The sequence below is a fragment of the Limnohabitans sp. MORI2 genome (assembly GCF_027925025.1).
Lineage (GTDB): Bacteria > Pseudomonadota > Gammaproteobacteria > Burkholderiales > Burkholderiaceae_C > Limnohabitans.
On the sequence record NZ_AP027058.1, the window covers coordinates 2,232,389 to 2,249,091 of the forward strand.

Here is a 16,703-nt window from a genome sequence, read left to right on the forward strand (position 1 = left end):
ACAAAAAAGCCCGCATCGGACATACCGAAGCGGGCAGCTAATCGGGATAGTTGAATTATGTCAGCTCACGACTGCAACAACGGCTGCAGGCCGCCTTTGGCATCCAAAGCCATCAAATCGTCGCAACCGCCCACATGGGTGTCGCCAATGAAGATTTGCGGCACGGTGCGGCGACCGGTGATTTCCATCATGTGCGCACGTTGTTCGGGGTTGGTGTCAATGCGGATTTCTTCAATCTGCGTCACGCCTTTGCTTTGCAACAGTTGCTTGGCGCGAATGCAGTAAGGACATACGGCGGTCGTGTACATCTTGACGGGTGACATGGTGTGTTCTCCGAGTGAATAGGCCAACAATCAGGCTTTCGCCACAGGCAGATTAGCCTCTTTCCATGCTTTGAGCCCGCCATTGAGCGAATGCACCTTCTCGTAACCCAGTTTTTGGGCAATGGCTTGAGCACGCTTCGAGCGCGCACCAGCCGCACACACCATGATGACGGGCGTGCCTTTGTTTTTCACAACTTTGTCTAAACGGGCTTCCAATTCGTCCAGCGGAACGTTCACAGCACCTTTGATGTGGCCTTGCGCATATTCGTCTGCACCGCACACATCCACCACCACGCCTTTTTCGCGGTTCATGCATTGCACAGCTTCGGTGGGCGTGATGCCACTGGCCGCTGCGCCTTGCACCACGGGCAGCAGCAAAAAGAAACCACTGCTCAAAGCGATGGTGATCAACATCCAGTTGTCGAGAATAAATTTCACGGGGGAATCCAGTTCAGGGGGTTAAAAGTATCGAGTCAGGGCAGCATTCTAAAATCACAACCAATCTTTCACTGACTCTGTTGATTTAAACCATGTACAAGCTCGTATTAATCCGCCACGGCGAATCCACTTGGAACCTTGAAAACCGTTTCACCGGCTGGACCGATGTGGACCTCACCCCCACCGGCGTCGAACAAGCCAAAAACGCAGGCAAGCTGCTCAAGGCCGAAGGCTATGAGTTTGACGTGGCCTACACCAGCGTGCTGAAGCGTGCCATTCGCACCCTCTTCTTGGCCTTGGACGAAATGGATCGCACCTGGTTGCCCGTGGTCAAAAGCTGGCGTTTGAACGAGCGCCACTATGGCGGCTTGCAAGGCTTGAACAAAGCCGATATGGCCAAGCAATATGGCGACGAGCAAGTGCTGGTTTGGCGCCGCAGCTACGACACACCACCTCCCGAGTTGGAAGCCAACGACCCCCGCAGCGAGCGCAACGACCCTCGCTACACCCGCTTCGAGCCCAACCCCGTGCCCTTGACTGAATGTTTGAAAGACACCGTGGCTCGCGTGGTCCCCTTCTGGAACGAAGCCCTCGCCCCCGCCATCAAGTCTGGCAAGCGAGTGGTCATCGCGGCACATGGCAACTCGATCCGCGCTTTGATCAAGTATTTGGACGGCATCAGCGACCAAGACATCGTGAGCTTGAACATCCCCAACGGCATTCCCTTGGTGTACGAGCTGGATGAAAACTTGAAGCCCATCCGCCACTACTACTTGGGTGACGCCGAAGCCGCTGCCAAAGCCGCCGCCGCAGTAGCCACACAAGGCAAAGCCTAATCGTCGTACTTACAACGCGCCCACTGGGCGCGTTGTATATTGGGCACTTATTAAATTTGTTATTTCTCGAAGGCCACATGCGTCAAAAACTCAAGATTGCAGGCTGGGTCGCCCTCGGCGCCCTGACCGGCGCACTGACCACCGTCTCGTTGCAAACCGCTGCACGCGCCAATATGGCCCCGCTGCCGCTGGAAGAACTGCAACAACTCGCTGCTGTTTTCAGCATGGTCAAGAGCGACTACGTCGAACCTGTGGACGAGAAAAAACTCATCACCGATGCCATCACCGGCATGGTCGCTAGCCTCGACCCACACTCGCAGTACTACGACAAAAAGACCTTCAAAGAATTCCGCGAAGGCACCACCGGTCGCTTTGTGGGCGTAGGCATTGAAATCACCCAAGAAGAAGGTCTGATCAAAATCGTGTCACCGATTGAAGGCTCACCCGCTTTCCGCGCGGGCATGAAGTCTGGCGACATGATCACCAAGATTGATGACACCGCCGTCAAGGGCTTGTCGCTCAACGAAGCCGTCAAGCGCATGCGTGGCGAGCCTGGCACCAAGGTCATGCTCACCATTTATCGCAAAGATGAAAACCGCACCTTCCCCGTGAACATCGTGCGCGAGGAAATCAAAACACAAAGTGTCAAAGGCAAGGTGATGGAGCCCGGCTATGGCTGGATTCGCCTGAGCCAATTCCAAGACCGCTCGGTGGACGACTTCACCAAGAAGCTGGAAGAAATCTACAAACAAGAACCCAAGCTCAAAGGCTTGGTGCTTGACCTGCGCAACGACCCAGGTGGTTTGCTCGACGCCGCCGTGGCTGTGTCTGCCGTGTTCTTGCCAGAGAACGTGAACGTGGTGTCCACCAACGGCCAATTGGCTGAAAGCAAGTTTGTTTACAAAGCGTCGCCCGAGTTCTACCGCCGCAGCGGCGGCAATGACCCCGTGGCTCGCTTGCATCAAAACACCAAAGGCATTTACCGCACCATCCCCTTGGTGGTCTTGGTGAACGAAGGCTCGGCCTCTGCCAGCGAAATTGTGTCGGGCGCTTTGCAAGACCACAAGCGTGCCACCATCATGGGCAGCCAAACCTTTGGCAAAGGCTCGGTGCAAACTGTCCGCCAGTTGGGCCCAGACACTGCTTTGAAAATCACTACCGCGCGTTACTACACGCCGAGCGGTCGCAGCATTCAAGCCAAAGGCATCGTGCCCGATGTGTTGGTGGATGACACCGCAGAGGGCAGCCCCTATGCCATCTTGCGCATGCGTGAAGCCGACCTCGACAAGCACTTAGAAAGCGGTCAAGGCAAAGATGCCAAAGACGCCGCTAAGGAAAAAGAAAAAGAGAAGGCCCGTGAAGAAGCTCTGAAGCGTTTGGAAGAAGAATCCAAAAAGCCCAACAGCGAACGCCGTCCACCTGAGTTTGGCAGCGACAAAGACTTCCAGCTGCAACAAGCCTTGAACCGTCTCAAAGGCCAAACGGTGTTGGTGAGCAAGACGCAAACAGAGCGTCCTGCTGAGAAAAAAGAAAAATAAACCGTTCTAAGCCGCCGTGAACGACGATCAACTGCTGCGCTATTCACGCCACATCTTGCTTGACGATGTGGGCATCGAAGGCCAGCAACGCTTGGTCGACAGCCATGTGCTGATCGTCGGTGCAGGCGGCTTGGGTTCTCCGGTGGCCATGTATTTGGCAGCCAGTGGTGTAGGTCACATCACGATTGCCGACCATGACACGGTCGACCTCACCAACCTGCAACGCCAAATTGCCCACACCACGGCGCGTGTGGGGCACGCCAAGGTTGAGTCAGCTGCACAAGCCATGTTGGCGCTCAACCCCGAAGTACGCGTCACGGCGCTGCGCCACAAGCTAGACGCCACTCAGCTAGATACCCTCGTACCCACTGTCACCGTGGTGGTGGACTGCTGCGACAACTTCCCCACCCGCCAAGCGGTGAATGTTGCATGTGTGAAACACAAAGTGCCGCTCGTCTCGGGCGCGGCCATTCGCATGGATGGCCAACTGGCGGTGTACGACGCGCGTGACGACAAATCGCCCTGCTACGCCTGCATCTTCCCGCCTTCTAATGCGCCTGAAGAAGTGCGTTGTTCAACGATGGGCGTGCTTGCGCCACTGGTGGGTGTGATTGGCACGATGCAAGCCATGGAAACCGTCAAGCTCATCACGGGCATTGGCTCGCGCCTGACGGGCCGCCTGCAAATGCTCGATGGCCGTGGCATGGAGTGGAACGAGATGCGCTTGCAACGCAACCCTAGCTGCTCGGTGTGTGGCACGACCCATAGCGCTTCCTAAACCACCTCGGCTGCAACGCCCGCCCATCTGAGAACAAACCCAAGTGCTGCGTTTGCGCCTGCAGCTGCAGCGCCTCATAGGGGCCTGCGTTGTTTTTGTAGCTGTACGACCACGCATAGCCCTGCCCCACCATCCACGCCCCCACATCGCTGCCTTGGCGCGTGAGCTGCGCCAGCAAACGGCCATAGCTGTCACGCGTACGGGCACGCACCTCCACCACTTGGCCTTGCAATGCAGCGTGCAAAGCAGCGCGTGACTGTGGGCCCCACGGCTGGCAAATCTCGGGGGCATCGATGCCCAACAGCCGCACCTTGTGCGCCTCGCCACCTTGCAGTGGCTGCACCCACACCGTGTCGCCATCGCTCACATGAGTCACCACGCCCAGCCATGCCTGCGCATGCATAGCCCATGCACACAACATGGCACCTATCAAGCATTGCATTCGCCAATTCAGAGGCATCGTCTCTCCATTCGTTGAGGCATTGTGCAAATCACGGAGCAGAAATGGGCAAAGCATCTATTACGATTGGCTGATGTATTTTGCGAAGCACTGGCTCCCGTTTCTCAGCTGGCCCAAGCCCAGCACACAGCTCCTTCAAAGCGAAGCCTTCGCGGGCCTGAGCGTGGGCCTCATGGTCATTCCACAGGGCGTGGCGTATGCGGCGCTGGCAGGGATGCCGCTCATCACGGGTATTTACGCCTCTCTCTTGCCGGCCTTGGTGGCGGTGTTGTTCAGTGCGTCCCAGCGTTTGTCGGTGGGGCCTACGGCCCTCACGGCCATTTTGGTGTCGGCCTCTTTGGGTGGTCTGGCCACGCCGGGCAGCGCAGAGTGGGTCAACCTCACGGTGTGGCTGTCACTCATGACTGGCTTGCTGCAAGTGGTGCTGGGCTTTGCACGTTTTGGCTGGTTGCTCAACTTGGTCAGCTCGCCGGTGTTGATGGCGTTCACACAAGGTGCGGGTGTCCTCATCATCTCGTCGCAAATGCCAGCCTTGTTGGGATTCACGCCAGGTTGGTCGACCGTGCTCACCGGCTCGGCCATCGACTGGGCCAGCTTGGTGTTTGGCGTTGTCACTCTGCTGTTGCTAGTGTGGGCACGTCGTTGGCGTCCCACATTCCCCACCGTGTTGGTGGTGGTGCTGGGGGCCGCAGCGGCCAGCTGGGCTCTAGAGCTGGAAGCAGCAGGCACAGCCGTGGTGGGCGCGTTGCCGCAAGGTTTGCCCGCGCTCTTTGTTCCCTCGCTCATCGAGTGGGATGTGTTTCGCCAACTCGTGCTGCCCACCTTGGTCATCACGCTGGTGAGCTTTTTAGAAACCGCATCCAGCGCCAAGGTCGACAACGACCGCAGCGGCAAACGCTGGGACCAAGACCAAGACCTGATTGGTCAAGGCTTGGCCAAAGTAGCGTCGGGTTTGTGCGGCGCGTTTCCTACCAGTTCGTCATTCAGCCGTTCGGCGTTGAACCTCTATGCAGGCGCGCAGTCGGCATGGGCCACCATCTTTTCGGTGGCGGTGATTTTGGTCATTCTCTTGTTCTTCACCGCTGTGCTGCAGCCTGTGCCGCAATCGGTGCTGGCGGCCATCGTGGTGGCAGCGGTGTTGGGGCTCATCAAACCACGCGCCTTTGTGCAGCTCTATCGCATTGATCGGGTCGAGGCCGCCACGGCAGCTGTGACGTTTGTCATCACCCTGCTCTCGGCCCCGCGTTTGTATTGGGGCGTGCTGGCTGGTGTGGTCATGGGGCTGAGCCACTTTTTGCACACGCGCTTGCACCCACGCATCATCGAAGTCGGCCTGCACGACGACGGCAGCCTACGCGACCGCCACCTGTGGAAGCTGCCCCCCTTAGCCCCACACCTCTACGCCCTGCGCATGGACGCTGAGTTGGACTTTGCTGCCGCCAGCTCGCTCGAACGCGCCGTGATGGAGCACTTGGCCCAGCACCACAGCGTGCGCCATGTGTGCCTGTTTGCCCTGCCCATCAACCGCGTGGATGCCACCGGCGTAGAAACCTTGGCCAAACTAGAAGCCCTGCTGCGCGAACGCGACGTGACGCTGCACATCAGCGGCATGAAGCTCCCCGTTGAAACCGTGCTGCGCCGCGCCGGTTGCCTGCAAGACCACCCCTTGCTCAAGATGTACCGCACCGATGCGGAGGCGATTCAGCAGCTCAGGCAACTAGAGGCTTTGCCAGCGGATATGGGGTGGTGTATTTAGCGGATTAACTATCTACGTTGATAGGCCTCAAGCGCCAGCAAAAGACTGGTTCGGTGCTCACGTGCAACCGTCTGCCAAGGCTGGTCCGTTAATGCCCCCTCCAAGGCCCATAACAAATTGAGGCTCACACGGGCATCCGCTTGTTTGGCTCGTGCAAAAGCAACGACAGAGCCCAATTCTTGAAGTTGAGCCACAGTGGTAATACCCGCCAACGCAAGCATGTGCTGAGACTTCAGACCGAGATTAGGAAGTTCTGAAAGGGTCATGGTCTGCAACTCAAGATTAACCGATCTCTTTTGAGAGGCTGCAAAGAATACATATTCATCACCGTATCAAAATGCCTAAGCATGAACTGCCGACTGCAACACCTCAGTCGCCCACTGATTCAAACTCTTACCCGCCGCCTGCGCAGCCACCAAAGCCGCGCCATGCGTTTCTGGCGGCACACGCAGCATGAGCTTGCCTGATGCAGGCTTTTCGGGCGTGATGCCTTGTTCCTTGCAGTCGTTCAAAAAATCATCAATGGCCACTTCAAACTCGTGGCGAAGTTCAGACACGGTTTCCCCGTGAAAACTGATGATGCTGCGCAAGCCCAAAACGCGGCCCACAAAGATGTTGTCGCGCTCATCAAACTCGATGCGTGCAATGTAGTTTTTGTAGGTCATGGTGCTCATGGCTTCACTCCGATTCGTTCTAACAACTCACGCACTTCTTCCACCTGATACCGCTTGGCTTCTTTACCTGGGTGCGGGCGGTGGCAGCGCCATTGCTCGTCCTTGAGGATGATCTTTACGCGTGAGCCCTCTCGCTCATACACCTCACCGCCTAGGGCTACCAGCAACGACTCAATGTCTGTAAACACCAACGAGGCCGAGGTGGGTTTGGCAAACACAGCGCGCAGCGTTTTACGGTGTTTGGTGTTGACGCGAACAATGCTATCAAAAAGTGCAAGCATAGACAACACCCCTCAAAAATTACTGTGTTTAAATACAGTAATTATGCTCCGTTCCCTCTTCGTCGATTTCAACAGCTACTTCGCTTCGGTTGAGCAACAACTCAACCCCGCGCTGCGTGGGCGGCCAGTGGGGGTGGTGCCGGTGTTGGCCGACACGTCGTGCTGCATTGCCGCGAGTTATGAGGCCAAGGCGTTGGGCATTGGCACGGGCACTGGGGTGGCCGAGGCGCGGCGACTGTGCCCTGACATTGCCATCGTGCTGGCCGACCACGCCAAGTATGTGGAGATGCACCACCGCGCGGTGGCGGTGGTGGACACCACGGCCCCTGTGCGCCAAGTGCTGTCGATTGACGAAATGGAGTGCGAGCTCACAGGCCGCTGGCAAGCGCCCGATCGTGCGCTAGCTTTGGCGCAGCGCGTGAAGGCCGAGGTGGTGGCGCAGCTGGGCGAGTGCATGCGCACGTCGGTGGGCATTGCGCCCAACACCTTGCTGGCCAAGCTGGCGTCGAACATGCAAAAGCCCGATGGGCTGACGATGCTGCAAGCGCACGAGTTGCCGCAGCGGTTGTACGCGCTCAAGTTGTCGGCCATCAACGGCATTGGCCCGCGCATGCAACGCAGGCTGAACGCCTGCGGCATTCACACGGTGGAGCAGCTGTATGCCGCGCCACGCGAGCTGTTGCGCACTGCTTGGGGCGGCGTGGCAGGGGCCGAGATGTACGACAAGCTGCGCGGCCAGTGGTACGGCCCGCGTGAGACGGTGGCGCGTTCGCTGGGCCACTCGCATGTGCTGCCGCCCGACTTGCGCCACCCCGCAGGCGCGTTGGCGGTGCTCAACCGCCTCACGCAAAAAGCAGCCATGCGCCTGCGCAAGCAACAGGTGTATGCCACCAGCATGAGCGTGCATATACGCTGGCGCAACGCACGCGGCCAACATGAGGGCGACGAGCGCGCAGCCCAGGTGGGCGAAACGCAAGACACCGCGTTTTTGCTGCACACCCTCGACACGCTGTGGCACAGCGGCTTGCACCGTTGGCCCAAGCCCGTGAGCGTGGGCGTGCAACTGCACGGCTTGGTGCCTGCGGTGCAACACACGATGGATTTATTCGGCGATGGCGCTGAGCCTGTGGGTGCAACATCAACGCGTGCAACGGCCCCAAAAGACCGCAGCAAACTCATGGCCGCACTCGATGCCCTGAACGGCAAGCACGGCAAAAACACGGTGTACTTCGCCAGCGCCCAAGCGGGGCTAGACCACGCGCCGATGCGGATTGCGTTTAACCGGATACCGGATTTGGAGTCGGAGCGTTAACGCGTCAAGGGGGCAGCTATTTGCACACTGGCGCGTCGGCTTAACGCTTCTTCGTTTTGAGCTTTCAGCACATCCAAACTGCGCTTGAACTGTTTGATCCAGTCAATCACTTGTAGATTGAGTTCGGCCAAGCGTTGCTCCATCGGTTTAGAACTGGGCATGAGCAAACGAGCCAAGCTTTGGTTCAGGGCCATGGTGTGACGCGCCAGATCATCGTCGGTGGTCAAAGCCACATCGTTACCCGCGTTTTGCACAGTTCGCAAATGTTCGGTCAACAGCTCGGCCAAGGCTTTGTCACGCGCAGTTGAAAACACAAGGCTGTTGACCATGGCATCGGTGGCGGTCATGTACCGCAACCCAGCTTCTTTGAGGGCTTTGAATTCAGCGGCCCGTTCACCCGCGAGTTGTTTGGCGAGATCTGTTTGCACTTGGCGTGTGCTCGCACGTTCGTGTTGGTAGTTCGTGACCCAACTCCCGCTCAGTGTGCCGATGACGCCAATCAAGCCAGCGAGCAAAGGGAACAGCCAGTCTTTGCGATCCATAAAAATCCTGCGCCATGCAGTTTTGTTGCGATACGCAACTATAACTAAAATGGATTACAAATTAACCCGGATTAATTCATAGACCTGCCGTCACGATCCAGCCTTCCAGCGGGTCACACATGGGCAGGCCGTAGTTCAAATCACCCGCTTCGTATTGAGTTTGGGCCCACGCGGCTTGCACCATGCAGAGCACCGCGTCTAGGCTGTCGCCGCTGGCATCGTCCACCAAGATGTCATGCTGAGCGTGGGTGAGCTTGAGACGCAGGTTCAAACGAGTTTGCCCCACTTCGAGGGCTTGGAGCAGTTGCTTTCGGGCGATCAAACGCTCAGGGGTTTGTTTGGCTTTGTCGTCGCTTTTGTAGCTGATGTTGCCAATGAGTTCACGCGCCAACAAACCCGGGTAGGCCTCCAGCGCAATACGTGATGGGTCTGCCATGTGTAAGCGTGGCAGCGTGACGCCCGCCTCGATGAGCAGCGGTACACCCGCATGCAGCATGTAGGCGACGGGCGGGTTGACCCACTTCATGGATGGGCTGGAGCCTGCGGGGGTATCGGTAGCGCGATGGGCAAACTTGCCACCCACGGGGCGCGCATCGCAAAAGGCTTTGAAGGTGGCACGTATGTCGGCGCGGCTGAGTGCGGTGTAGTGCTGCATGCAGGGCAACCAGTCGGTGGGCCAACCCAAAGCTTCGACCAATTCGCGTGGCAAGCCAAAAGGCAAGTCAAAGCCACCCACCCACGCTTGAGGCTGTTTGAGCCAATCAGCAAAAGAGACCAAGGTGTCAAACCGCAGCAGGCTTTGTAGTTGCACGCGTCCTGCTTTGGCGTGGCCCAGCGCCACAACAATAGGTTTTCGTGGGGTAGGGCTGCTGCTGAAGTCGCATCCCAATAGGCATGGCGAAGCGGTCATGCCAGCCCCAACATCGCCACCCCCGCAGCAATGAGCAAGGCACCAAGCACGCGTAACCAACGGTCGCCCTCACCCAACAAGTGCCCGCCAATGAGCGCCGCAAAAAGCATAGACACCTCACGTGCAGGTGCTACCAAAGACAAAGGCGAGGTTTGCATGGCATACAAGATCAGCACATACGAAATGGGCGTGACCGTACCGACGATGAGCGCGTACTTCCACTGTTGACGCCACAGCGTCCAAGCGGCGGGTCGGTCGCGCAACACCACAGGCGTCAACAAGGCAAAGCGAGTCAAGTTTTCCAAATAGTGCAACAAGACTGGCGACATCAACAGCACCTTCACCGCATAGCCATCCACCACGGTGTAACTGGCAATGAATAGGCCCGTCAGCACGCCATAGCGCAAGCCTGCGCGGCACAGGCGTTGAGATACCAGCTGCGCGTCATTGACCACATCGGCACGTCGCCAATCGGTGATGAGCTTAGGCCCACCAGCAATTAAGAACACACCACTCACTACACCCGCAACACCCAAAGCACCGATGTACGACATGGATTCGCCCAACCATACCAAGGCCACCAGCGATGACAACAAGGGGCCTGTGCCACGCGCCAAGGGATACACCACGGTCAAATCAGCATGGCGATAACCGCGTAGCAAGACCACAAAGTACAGCACGTGCAACACGCCACTGGCGATGACAAAACCCCACTCCCATGCACCCCACTGCGGCAACACATCCCATCCGATCCAAACCCCTACAGGAGCCCAAACCACCATGGCAACGCCTGCGGTGAAGCAAGCAAAGCGTGCATCACCGCCCGCTTTCTTAGCGAGGATGTTCCACAAAGCATGCAGCAGCCCTGCGAGTAAAACGATGGAGAGAGCGTTGGCGCTCAAGCGCTAACCAACAAGCGCCTCAGGCGCGACCGATGATGGACGCAGTGGCCATCAGTTCTTCCAGCAACGCAAACGAGACCTGACCCGACACGCTGTAGGGGTCAAGCTCTGGCGTTTCGGAGTACTTCAACACGATGGATGGGTTGAGTTTGTCCAAGCGCACTTGACCCATGGTCCAACCGCCAAAGCGGCGTTCGGTGATTTCTTCATAGGCAAGCACCACAACGTCTTTGTGACGTGGGTCTTTGACGATTTGGCTGTAAAGCGCATTGACTTGATTGCGGCCACCTTCGATGGCTTGCAAATAAATCCCACCGCCATAGCACAGCACACCCGTGATGCCATTGGCCAAGTTGTGCTCGCGCGAGCTAGCCAAGATGGATTCGGTTTGCTCAGGTGTTTCGGGATGAACAGAGCGGCTCACATACAACAAACGAACGAGCATGGCATCAACCTTTAGGAATCAGAGACAAAAATTCGCGGCGCAAATTGGGGTCTTTCAAGAAAGCGCCACGCATGACCGAGTTGATCATCTTGCTGTCCATGTCTTTCACCCCGCGCCACGACATACAGAAATGGCTAGCTTCCATCACGATGGCCAAGCCATCGGGCTGTGTTTTTTCTTGAATGAGGTCGGCGAGTTGGACGACAGCTTCTTCTTGAATTTGGGGACGACCCATGACCCATTCGGCCAAGCGTGCGTACTTGGACAGGCCAATGACGTTGGTGCGCTCATTGGGCAACACGCCAATCCAAATTTTGCCAATCACGGGGCAAAAGTGATGGCTACAAGCGCTGCGCACGGTGATGGGGCCGACAATCATCAGCTCGTTGAGGTGTTCCGCGTTGGGAAATTCGGTGATGGCCGGCGCTTTGACGTAGCGGCCTTTGAAAACTTCTTGCAAGTACATCTTGGCCACGCGACGTGCGGTGTCGCCCGTGTTGTGGTCGTGCTCGGTATCAATCACCAAGCTATCGAGCACGCCTTGCATCTTGCTTTCGACTTCGTCGAGCAAGGCTTCTAATTCGCCGGGTTGGATGAACTCGGCGATGTTGTCGTTGCTATGAAAGCGTTTGCGGGCGGCAGTGATGCGCTCGCGTATCTTGACAGATACGGGCGTGCCTTCGAAGTTGTCTTTTGCAGTCATGGGGATGATGGTATCAGCGAAGCAAAGCCCCTACAGGACAGCGTCTTCAGTAGCGTTTACCCGTTAAAAACACGCCAAAACGCAGCACCAGAGCAGCCCCCCAATCCACCAGTTGTTGCCACCACCCCCGTTGCGCAAAGCTGTTGGCCTCGACTTTGGTGGAACCGGTTTGAATGGCTTGGTGCAAGCTGTCTTGTAAGCGTTGGGCAAAGGCTGCATCACGCACCACCACATTGGCCTCGCGCGCTAACAACAAACTAAAGGGATCTAAGTTAGACGAGCCCACGGTGGCCCAATGGCCATCGACCACTGCCACTTTGGCGTGCAACACGCTGGCGTGGTACTCGTAAATTTCTACGCCTGCCGTCAAGAGTTGGCTGTAGAGCTGGCGTGAAGCACGGTAGGGTAAAAAATACTCGTACTTACCTTGCAGCAGCAAACGCACGCGCACACCACGGCGCGCAGCCAGCATCAAGGCGCGACGCAAGCGTAAGCCTGGAAAGAAATACGCACTGGCCACCACCACCTCGTGCCGTGCTGCGCCAATGGCCTTGCGATACGCACGCTCAATTTGCGTGCGGTGACGCACGTTGTCGCGCAGCACCAATTGCACGGTACCGTGCGTAGGCAACGCAAGGCCTTGATCTGCGCTGCGCAAGGCCTCAAACGCACCTGCAATGTCTTGGCTACGCAACTCACGCATCGCCTCAATGCGTGACCACAGTTGAGACATGGCATCGTGCACATGCGCCACCAAAGGACCGCGCAAACTCACACCGTAATCCAAACGCGGTTGCTCTAGGCCCTCCGGCACGTTGGGATCAATGAAGTCATCCAACAAATTGATGCCGCCGCAAAATGCCACATCACGGTCCACCACACACAGTTTGCGGTGCAAGCGCCGCCAACGACTGGGCAACCAAAAGCCCACACCCGTCAGGGGCGAATACACGCGGCACTGCACCCCTGCATTTTCAAAACGCCGCGCCCACTCAAGTGGTAAGGCGCCTGTACCCACACCATCGACCACCACGCAGACACGTACGCCACGCTGCGCAGCGCGCACCAAAGCTCGGGCGACCTCGCCACCTGCCCCCGCAAAGTCGAAGATATACGTTTCCAGCAGCACTTCATGTTGCGCATGGTCAAACGCATCGATCAGTGCAGGAAACAACGCCACGCCGCTGCGCAACAAACGAATGTCATGTGCGGCGTGTTGGGTGTTCATGGCGCATCCCACGCAAACTCAACCAGCAGGGGTAAGTGGTCAGACATTCGACCCCAAATTGGACCTCGCGGCACATGGGTAGCCACACGGTGCACGCCACGCGCGTACACATGATCGAGCTGCACCAGCGGTAAACGCGAGGGATAGGTGGCATGTGGTTTGTCTTCGTTGGTGTGTAACCCCACGGTGTCCATCATTTTGGCGACAGCGTTGCCCCAATCATTGAAATCGCCGGCCACCAAGAGTGGGGCATCGGCAGGCACTTCGCGTGCGATGAAATCATGCAACTGCTGCGTTTGCCGAATACGGCTGCCTGGCAGCAGCCCCAAGTGCACCACGATGACATGCACCACTCGCCCCTGCATATCCACCGACACATGCAACAAGCCTCGTTGTTCTAAGCGATGGTCTGACATGTCTTCATGGCGATGTTGCAACACAGGCCAACGGCTGAGCAAGGCATTGCCATGCTCACCGTGTTTGGTGATGGCATTGGTGCAATACACCGGCGTGTAGCCCTCGGGCGCTAAAAAATCAGCTTGCCCTTGCTTAGGCCAGTGCTTGAAACGACGCTCTTGCTGACGATTAAAGCCACGAACTTCTTGCAAGCACACAAGGTCGGCATCAAACTGCTCGACGGCGTGCCCGAGGTTATGGATTTCCAAGCGACGCGCTGGGCCCAAGCCTTGCACGCCCTTGTGAATGTTGTAGGTTGCTATGCGAAAAGTATTCATGAATTCATTAACGGATGACTTGAAATGTAAAGCCCTCTTTAAAATGCATAGGCACGATCGATTGATAGCGTTCAAATATATCCAACCACATGCTACAGATCATGAATCATCGCTTCGTCGTTCCCCTCGTCCTCACCCTCATTCTGACTGGATGCGGCGGCGGATCGGGCGGCAACGCACTGAGCGATGTACCCAATGCCACCGTTGCCGCACAGGTGCAAGACATAACCCCGGATAACAACGACGACACAGCATCCGTTTTTGTCGCGTTAGACAGTAGCAGCACCTCGGTTTCAGGGTTAATCACCGCCTATCAAACAGCCGATGAGCAACGCGTGCAAAGTCAAAAAAACTTTTTGGCCTCTCTCCAGGCGAATGCAGGGCAAGCCTTAAACGGTGCAACCGGTGGCAACTGCACCACCTCTGATTTGGCAACACGCATCAACCAAGCCCACACACCCAGTTCTGGCAATGTGGTGCGCATTGATCTCAATGCTTGCGAATTAGGACTACTTCCCAGAATCAAAGGGGTCAGCGCTGTACATGCTGACATTCCTATGTCTACGCAAAGCATCACCAGCAACACGGTTAGCAGAACCAACGATGCGATCAAACTCAGTTTTGACGGCTCAACCGCACAACCAACGCTGAATGCCCGTGTGGCCGATGGCACAGGTCAAGTGATTGCGCTGATGGACTCTGGCGTCGAGAACAATCATCCTGCATTGGGTAACAACAAGATTCTCAATGGGGTTTGCTTTTCCACGCCATCCAATGGCGGAAAAGGGTTTTGCCCCAATGGTCAAAGCTCAGACACCACCACATCAACAGCAGGTCGAAGCTGTGCTGACACATGGAGTGGAACGCGTGACGAGGCCATTCTGGCGGGCTGCGGTCACGGCACAGGCATGGCTGCTGCGGCTGGCATGAATTACAGCGCGAATGGGGTTGTCGCCAAAGGCATTGCACCCAACACACAAATTTTGCCGATTCAGGTTTTTAGCGAGACCATCACCAGCACAGGCAAAAGCCTGTCCGCTTCAGCGGGAGATTTGCTGGCTGGCATTGAATGGGTCACCAATGAAGCGCGTCGCCGGCGTGCAGCAGGGCAAGCGCCCATCGTGGTCATGAACATGAGTTTGGGCGGTGGCAGCTACACGGCGGCGTGTGACACAGACTACGTGGGCGGCCTGTTCAAAACGGCATTTAGCAACTTGCGTAACCAAGGCGTCCTGCCTATCGTTGCCACGGGCAATGGGGGCACAAGAAATGCCATTTCATTCCCCGCATGTGTGAGCAATACCCTCAGCGTATCTGCCGCCAAGTTGAATTACAGCGGTTTAGCCAGCTATGCCAATTTCAGTGCACAAACCAAATTGATTGCCTTAGGCGGCGATGTCGATGGTTCTGGGCGCTATGCATTGCCGGTGTTGTGCCCCACAGCAAACAACTTTGATTGCTGGCAGGAAGTCGCTGGCACATCGCCCGCAACAGCCCTGACCTCAGGTGGCGTTGCCGCACTGTATAGCGTCAAGCCTAACGCGACTTTGGCTGACGTCGAGAGTGCTTTGGTCACTGACATTGCGGCTTTGGGTTTAAGTGGTTCATCCGCCATGCACCTCAGTGTGAATGACGGCACTCAAACCCTCACACGACCTGCGCTGCGTTTAACCGCCAGTGGCTATCGCTTGCTGGGCATCTCCGAAAGCAACGGGGCAGCATCCAGCACCAACAACACCAACAATGACACCGCGATTGCCCAAGCGCAAATTTGCTTATTTAGCAAACCGGGCTACGTCGGTGCGATGGCTTGCACCACACAAGCGTATGACACTGGAACGGCCAACGCATTGTTCTATCGTTTCACGGGTAAGGTTGGCTCTGTTCGAATCACCGATGTGCGAACCAATGCCAACTTGGCTGCTAATAAAGTCACCGTCACACTTTATGCGGCACTGAGCACAAGCAGCCAATCAGGCTCGGTCAGCGTCTCGACAGCTGACACCACACGTTTGACCATCTTCAATAATCCGACCATTCGCATGATTCGAATTCAAAACCAATGACACACACCACTCGCTTTGCATACATCACAGGCATTTGCCTCAGCCTCTTCAGTGCACTGGCATGGGGGCAAGATGCTTCACCACAAACTGCGCCTATTCAATGGGGTGTGAGCGGTGGCATCAACCACTACAAAGAGCCTAATTTGATGCAACTCAAAGGGCCTGAGGCAGGACTGCACGCGCGCTTGTCGCATTGGGCAGAGATGCCAAACGCCCAGTTTGAAGGCGATGTTTTTTTAGGCAAACAAAAATACACCAGCATCAACTCGGGCAGCCTCAACAATGTGACCAATCTTGAAACACGCTGGCGTGCTTTGGTCCCCCTGTTCAGTGAAACAGTCACACAAGAAGGCTGGTTTTCTGGCTTGGCAATGCACACCTTATGGAATGACCTGCGGGGCACCACCACCTTTCAAGGGACAACCTATGGCGGCTACCAACGCGGTGCAACGCAGTTGTGGCTACCTGTGCGCTGGTCCAGTGGTGACATGTGGACCATCGATGCCGGTGTGCTGATTTACGGACGTCACACCTCCAAACTTTCGGAAGTGAATCACAGCTACCAAGACATCACCAACACCCAGCACGGTGGGCAGTATGCGCAGCTCAGCATGAAGCTTGGTTTATCCAATGGCGACGCCCTCCGACCTTTTGTGCGCTATACCCACTTGGCCGACTCCAACACTGTACCCATGGGCGGCAAGAATTGGCTCGAGCCAGAGAGCGATCGCTGGCAAGTCGGCGCCATTTGGGAATTCGCGGCGCCCTAAACACGCC

At 56.8% G+C, this 16,703-nt stretch carries 20 protein-coding genes; 7 read left to right on the forward strand and 13 right to left on the reverse strand.

Features of this window, described 5'->3' with window-relative positions; translation table 11 throughout:
- Positions 1-65: 65 nt before the first annotated feature.
- On the reverse strand, positions 66-323 hold the full coding sequence (gene grxC, locus QMG27_RS10635; protein WP_281811170.1) for a glutaredoxin 3: 258 nt from the start codon (positions 321-323) through the stop codon (positions 66-68).
- Positions 324-353: 30 nt separating this feature from the next.
- Positions 354-761, reverse strand: a complete 408-nt coding sequence (locus QMG27_RS10640; protein WP_281811172.1) for a rhodanese-like domain-containing protein — start codon at positions 759-761, stop codon at positions 354-356.
- Positions 762-853: 92 nt separating this feature from the next.
- Between QMG27_RS10640 and gpmA the strand changes: the two genes are divergently transcribed.
- The 3 genes from gpmA (at position 854) to moeB (ending at position 3,913) form a co-directional block, all read left to right on the forward strand.
- Complete coding sequence (gpmA, locus tag QMG27_RS10645; RefSeq protein WP_281811174.1) at positions 854-1,597, forward strand: 2,3-diphosphoglycerate-dependent phosphoglycerate mutase; 744 nt, start codon at positions 854-856, stop codon at positions 1,595-1,597.
- Positions 1,598-1,674: 77 nt separating this feature from the next.
- Complete coding sequence (locus QMG27_RS10650; protein ID WP_281811176.1) at positions 1,675-3,135, forward strand: S41 family peptidase; 1,461 nt, start codon at positions 1,675-1,677, stop codon at positions 3,133-3,135.
- A 16-nt stretch (positions 3,136-3,151) separates the two neighbouring features.
- Positions 3,152-3,913 (forward strand): molybdopterin-synthase adenylyltransferase MoeB, encoded by a 762-nt coding sequence (gene moeB / locus QMG27_RS10655; protein ID WP_281811178.1) that lies wholly within the window; start codon positions 3,152-3,154, stop codon positions 3,911-3,913.
- Here the strand turns inward: moeB and QMG27_RS10660 are convergent.
- Positions 3,873-4,355, reverse strand: a complete 483-nt coding sequence (locus tag QMG27_RS10660; RefSeq protein WP_281811180.1) for a thermonuclease family protein — start codon at positions 4,353-4,355, stop codon at positions 3,873-3,875. The genes moeB and QMG27_RS10660 overlap by 41 nt on opposite strands.
- A gap of 91 nt (positions 4,356-4,446) precedes the next feature.
- Here QMG27_RS10660 and QMG27_RS10665 point away from each other — a divergent pair, with 91 nt between their 5' ends.
- Positions 4,447-6,129, forward strand: a complete 1,683-nt coding sequence (locus tag QMG27_RS10665; RefSeq protein ID WP_281811182.1) for a SulP family inorganic anion transporter — start codon at positions 4,447-4,449, stop codon at positions 6,127-6,129.
- Positions 6,130-6,137: 8 nt separating this feature from the next.
- On the opposite strand, the gene QMG27_RS10670 is transcribed toward QMG27_RS10665, so the two are convergent.
- The 3 genes from QMG27_RS10670 to QMG27_RS10680 all read right to left on the reverse strand — a co-directional run bounded on the left by QMG27_RS10670 (position 6,138) and on the right by QMG27_RS10680 (position 7,084).
- Positions 6,138-6,395 (reverse strand): TfoX/Sxy family protein, encoded by a 258-nt coding sequence (locus QMG27_RS10670; RefSeq protein ID WP_281811184.1) that lies wholly within the window; start codon positions 6,393-6,395, stop codon positions 6,138-6,140.
- Between the two features lie 75 nt (positions 6,396-6,470).
- Positions 6,471-6,803 (reverse strand): type II toxin-antitoxin system HicB family antitoxin, encoded by a 333-nt coding sequence (locus QMG27_RS10675; RefSeq protein WP_281811186.1) that lies wholly within the window; start codon positions 6,801-6,803, stop codon positions 6,471-6,473.
- Entirely contained in the window at positions 6,800-7,084 is a 285-nt protein-coding gene (locus QMG27_RS10680) for a type II toxin-antitoxin system HicA family toxin (protein WP_281811188.1), read from the reverse strand. Before QMG27_RS10680 ends, QMG27_RS10675 begins: the two co-directional genes overlap by 4 nt.
- A 43-nt stretch (positions 7,085-7,127) precedes the next feature.
- Here QMG27_RS10680 and QMG27_RS10685 point away from each other — a divergent pair, with 43 nt between their 5' ends.
- A complete protein-coding gene (locus tag QMG27_RS10685) occupies positions 7,128-8,396 on the forward strand; it encodes a DUF4113 domain-containing protein (protein ID WP_281811189.1) in 1,269 nt (422 codons plus the stop codon).
- Here the strand turns inward: QMG27_RS10685 and QMG27_RS10690 are convergent.
- From QMG27_RS10690 to QMG27_RS10720, 7 genes are all read right to left on the reverse strand, one after another.
- On the reverse strand, positions 8,393-8,938 hold the full coding sequence (locus QMG27_RS10690) for a hypothetical protein (RefSeq protein ID WP_281811192.1): 546 nt from the start codon (positions 8,936-8,938) through the stop codon (positions 8,393-8,395). The two genes, QMG27_RS10685 and QMG27_RS10690, sit on opposite strands and share 4 nt — an antisense overlap.
- A gap of 76 nt (positions 8,939-9,014) precedes the next feature.
- Positions 9,015-9,848, reverse strand: a complete 834-nt coding sequence (locus QMG27_RS10695; protein ID WP_281811194.1) for a DUF429 domain-containing protein — start codon at positions 9,846-9,848, stop codon at positions 9,015-9,017.
- Positions 9,845-10,750 carry an EamA family transporter gene (locus QMG27_RS10700; RefSeq protein ID WP_281811196.1) on the reverse strand — a complete coding sequence of 302 codons (906 nt, stop codon included), beginning with the start codon at positions 10,748-10,750 and terminating at the stop codon, positions 9,845-9,847. The genes QMG27_RS10695 and QMG27_RS10700 overlap by 4 nt, the downstream gene beginning before the upstream one ends.
- Positions 10,751-10,769: 19 nt before the next feature.
- The gene (locus QMG27_RS10705; protein ID WP_281811198.1) at positions 10,770-11,195 is read right to left on the reverse strand and encodes a BLUF domain-containing protein; all 426 of its coding nucleotides are present in this window, start codon (positions 11,193-11,195) and stop codon (positions 10,770-10,772) included.
- A gap of 4 nt (positions 11,196-11,199) precedes the next feature.
- Entirely contained in the window at positions 11,200-11,898 is a 699-nt protein-coding gene (folE, locus tag QMG27_RS10710) for a GTP cyclohydrolase I (RefSeq protein ID WP_281811200.1), read from the reverse strand.
- A gap of 46 nt (positions 11,899-11,944) precedes the next feature.
- The gene (gene clsB, locus QMG27_RS10715; protein ID WP_281811202.1) at positions 11,945-13,126 is read right to left on the reverse strand and encodes a cardiolipin synthase ClsB; all 1,182 of its coding nucleotides are present in this window, start codon (positions 13,124-13,126) and stop codon (positions 11,945-11,947) included.
- The gene (locus tag QMG27_RS10720; RefSeq protein WP_281811204.1) at positions 13,123-13,860 is read right to left on the reverse strand and encodes an endonuclease/exonuclease/phosphatase family protein; all 738 of its coding nucleotides are present in this window, start codon (positions 13,858-13,860) and stop codon (positions 13,123-13,125) included. The genes clsB and QMG27_RS10720 overlap by 4 nt, the downstream gene beginning before the upstream one ends.
- 101 nt (positions 13,861-13,961) lie before the next feature.
- Here QMG27_RS10720 and QMG27_RS10725 point away from each other — a divergent pair, with 101 nt between their 5' ends.
- Entirely contained in the window at positions 13,962-15,926 is a 1,965-nt protein-coding gene (locus QMG27_RS10725; protein WP_281811206.1) for a S8 family serine peptidase, read from the forward strand.
- Complete coding sequence (locus tag QMG27_RS10730) at positions 15,923-16,696, forward strand: hypothetical protein (RefSeq protein ID WP_281811208.1); 774 nt, start codon at positions 15,923-15,925, stop codon at positions 16,694-16,696. Before QMG27_RS10725 ends, QMG27_RS10730 begins: the two co-directional genes overlap by 4 nt.
- Positions 16,697-16,703 lie beyond the last annotated feature (7 nt).